Here is a 3754-nt window from a genome sequence, read left to right as displayed (position 1 = left end):
TGATGCGGCGGGTATCCTGCCCGGAGCCATTTTGCAAGGAAAGGGTTGGAAGAATGGGCACCGATTACATCCTGAAAGGGCACGTGCTGTCTTTTGCCGGCTCTCCCTTCACCGCTGGCCAGCCAGAAGATGCCGTCCGGCTGCAGGACGCGGTGGCGGTGCAGGACGGCAAGGTCGCGGGTGCCGGTCCGCTGGCAGAAATGCAGGCACTGCTGCCTGAGGCGAAAGCCGTGGATCACAGCGGCAAGCTGATTATGGCCGGGTTTGTGGACGCCCATGTGCATTATCCGCAGACCGCCATCATCGCCAGCTGGGGCAAGCGGCTGATCGACTGGCTGAACAGCTATACCTTCCCAGAGGAGATGCGGTTCGGCGACCGCGCCTATGCTGATGAAGTTGCCAATCGCTATCTGGACCTGACAGCCGCCCATGGCACCACCACGGTCTGCAGTTATTGCACCATTCATTCCGAAAGCGTGGATGCGTTTTTCACGGCGGCGCAAGGCCGCGGGCAGCGGGTGGTTGCGGGCAGGACCTGCATGGACCGCAACGCACCGGATGGGCTGCGGGACACGGCCCAATCTGCATATGACGATTCAGAAGCGCTGATCGGGCGATGGCACGGGGTGGACCGGCTGGAATATGCGATCACCCCGCGGTTTTCCCCCACGTCCACCCCGGAACAGCTGGAGGCAATGGGCGCGCTTTGGGGCAAGCACCCGGAATGTCTGATGCAAACGCATCTGAGCGAGCAGATTGATGAGATCGAATGGGTCAGGTCGCTGTTCCCGCAGGCGCGCGATTATCTGGACACCTACGAGGAGTTCGGACTGCTGGGCGCCCGGGGGCTTTACGGTCATGCGATCCATCTGGAGGAGCGTGAACGGCACCGGCTGCGGGACTATGGCGCGGCGTTGATCCATTGCCCGACGTCGAACACATTTATCGGCTCCGGCCTCTTTGACATGGCCGGTCTGATGGCTGAGGGCCAGCGGATCGGGCTTGCCACTGACACCGGCGGCGGGTCCAGCTTTTCTATGCTGCGCACCATGGCGGCGGCCTATGAGATCGGCCAGTTGCGCGGAACGCCGCTGCATGCAGCGCAGCTGTTGTGGCTGGCGACCCAAGGATCCGCCACGGCGCTGCGGATGGAGGCAAAGATCGGCAACATCGCCCGCGGCCTGGAGGCGGATCTGGTGGTGCTGGATCTGGCCTCGGCCCCGGCGATCGCGCAGCGGTCAGCGCGCGCCGGGGATCTGTGGGAGGCGGTGTTCCCCACCATCATGATGGGCGACGACCGCGCCATTTCCGAGGTCTGGATTGGCGGGCGACCGGTTTAGCAGAGGCGCTGACGCGCCTCGGCCTTGAGTATTTTCAGAAAGATGAAGCCAGCGCCCGCGCCAGTTTCCCGTGGCGTTCGATCAGCTGCGGCAGGTCGAGCGTTGTGATCTCGCCGCTGCGGATGACCTGCTTGCCTTCGACAAACAGGTGTTTCACCTGGGTCGGACCGGCCAGCAGCAGGGCTGCGGCATCCCAGCTGCCGCTGGAGGCAATGCCTGTGGTGTCCCAAACCGCGATGTCGGCGCGCTTGCCCGGTGCCAGACGGCCGCAATCCGGGCGCCCCAGCACATCGGCGCCGCCGCGGGTGGCGATCTCCAGCGTTTCATAAGCGCTCATCGCGTCGGCGCCATTGGCAACCCGCTGCAGCAGCATGGCCTGCCGCGCCTCTGACGCCAGGCTGGCCATGTCGTTGCTGGCGGAGCCGTCCACGCCCAGCCCCACAGGAACCCCAGCATCGCGCATTGCCCGCACAGGCGCGATGCCGCTGCCCAGGCGGCAGTTGGAACAGGGGCAATGGGCAACGCCGGTGCGGGTTCTGGAAAAAAGATCAATCTCTTGCACGTCCAGCTTCACGCAATGGGCGTGCCAGACATCCTCGCCGGTCCAGCCCAATTCTTCGGCATACTGGCCGGGGCGGCAGCCGAACTTGGCCTCGGAATAGGCAATATCCTCGTCATTTTCGGCCAGATGGGTATGCAGCATCACGCCTTTGTCGCGGGCCAGCAGTGCGGCATCGCGCATCAGTTCGCGGCTGACCGAAAAGGGCGAGCATGGCGCCAGGCCGACGCGGCACATGGACCCCTCGCCGGCATCGTGGAAAGCGTCCACCACGCGGATCATGTCATCGAGAATGGCCTGCTCTTTCTCGACCAGACTGTCGGGCGGCAGACCGCCATCGCTTTCGCCGATGCTCATGGCACCGCGGGTCGGGTGGAAGCGCAAGCCCACATCGCGGGCAGCGTGGATGATATCCTCCAGCCGCGATCCGTTGGGGTAGAGATACAGGTGGTCGGAGCTGAGCGTGCAACCGGAGAGCGCCAGTTCCGCCAGCCCCAGCTGGGCAGAGACGAACATCTCGTCCGGAGTGAACTGCGCCCAGATGGGATAGAGCCGCTGCAGCCAGCCGAACAGCAGCGCATCCTGGGCGCCGGGCACTGCGCGGGTCAGGTTCTGGTAGAGGTGGTGATGGGTGTTGACCAGCCCTGGGGTCACCACACAGCCGCGGCCTGAGACAATGTCTCCGCTGGTTTGCAGCCCCTGCCCCACGGCGGCAATCCCGCCGCCGCGGATCAGCACATCGGCGCCGTGCAGCACACGGCGCGTATCATCCATTGTCAGGATGGTATCGGCATTTTGAATAAGGATCTCTGTCATTTTCACACACTCCAAAAGACAGCCCGCTTCAGAGGAATGTGTGATTGGCCGATGGAAAACGGGCGAAGAACCGGCCTGCCGGAAAACCTACAGGCAGGGGGCGCCGGTTTCAACCCGTTTACGTCTGCCGCAGCAGTTCCAGCGCAGCCGCGTGGATTTCCGCGTTGGCCGCGGCCAGGGCACGGCCGCCATTATGGGCCGGGTTGCCCTGCCAGTCAGTGACCATGCCGCCTGCTGCCTGGATCAGCGCAATCGGCGCCTGAATGTCATAAGCGTTGAGACCGGCTTCGATCACCAGATCCACTTGTCCTACCGCCACCAGCGCATAGGCATAGCAGTCGGTGCCATAGCGGGTCAGTTTGGCGCGGGCCGAGACCCGTTCGAACGCAGCCCGGTCATCCGGTGTGCCGACCTCCGGAAAAGTGGTGAACAGGATGGCGTCTTCCAGCGCCGCAGTGGCGCGGGTCTGCAAAGGTCTTTCGCCAAACGGTCCGGTCATGGCGGCAATTTCCGGTCCGCCGCAGAAACGCTCACCGGTATAGGGCTGATCGATAACGCCCAGGAACGGGCCGTTTTCATCTGACAGCGCAATCAGCACGCCCCAGGTCGGCGTGCCGCTGATGAAGCCGCGGGTGCCATCAATCGGGTCCAGCACCCAGGTTCGTCCAGAGATGCCCGGTTTGGTGCCGAACTCCTCTCCCAGTATTCCATCATCGGGGCGCGTATCCGCCAAGACCGCCCGCATCGCCTGCTCGGCAGCGTGGTCCGCAACAGTGACCGGATCAAACCCGTCTTCGAGTTTATTTTCAGCCGTCAGCGAAGATGTGCGGAAATGCGGCAAGATGGCAGCGCGTGCTGCGTCTGCCAGTCTGTGTGCAACGTCAAGATCAGATAAAGCGGCCTGTTTCATATCGTGACGGGTGCCACTCGCCCGGCACGATTGCAAGCGCAAACCCCGCCATCGCAGGTTTTGCGCTTGCAATTATTCTTCATTCGCCGTCCGGATTTCAGGCGACGTCGCTTAGCACACGTGCCAGTT

General features: G+C 63.5%; 3 protein-coding genes. 1 reads left to right on the top strand and 2 read right to left on the bottom strand.

All coding sequences use genetic code 11. The annotated features are described in order from the left end of the window. Window positions 1–53 precede the first annotated feature (53 nt). On the top strand, window positions 54–1340 hold the full coding sequence (gene guaD / locus A2I95_RS27505; RefSeq protein ID WP_291735032.1) for a guanine deaminase: 1287 nt from the start codon (window positions 54–56) through the stop codon (window positions 1338–1340). A 34-nt stretch (window positions 1341–1374) separates the two neighbouring features. Here the strand turns inward: guaD and A2I95_RS27500 are convergent, their stop codons facing one another. Together A2I95_RS27500 and hisN are read right to left on the bottom strand one after the other, a co-directional pair. Further along, the gene (locus A2I95_RS27500; RefSeq protein WP_291735029.1) at window positions 1375–2715 is read right to left on the bottom strand and encodes an 8-oxoguanine deaminase; all 1341 of its coding nucleotides are present in this window, start codon (window positions 2713–2715) and stop codon (window positions 1375–1377) included. Between the two features lie 118 nt (window positions 2716–2833). Further along, a complete protein-coding gene (gene hisN / locus A2I95_RS27495) occupies window positions 2834–3625 on the bottom strand; it encodes a histidinol-phosphatase (protein ID WP_027259492.1) in 792 nt (263 codons plus the stop codon). Between the last annotated feature and the right edge of the window lie 129 nt (window positions 3626–3754).

The sequence above is a fragment of the Leisingera sp. F5 genome (genome assembly GCF_001593695.1).
Note: the sequence above shows the minus strand (reverse complement) of the source record. Positions and strands in the feature narration are given on the sequence as shown.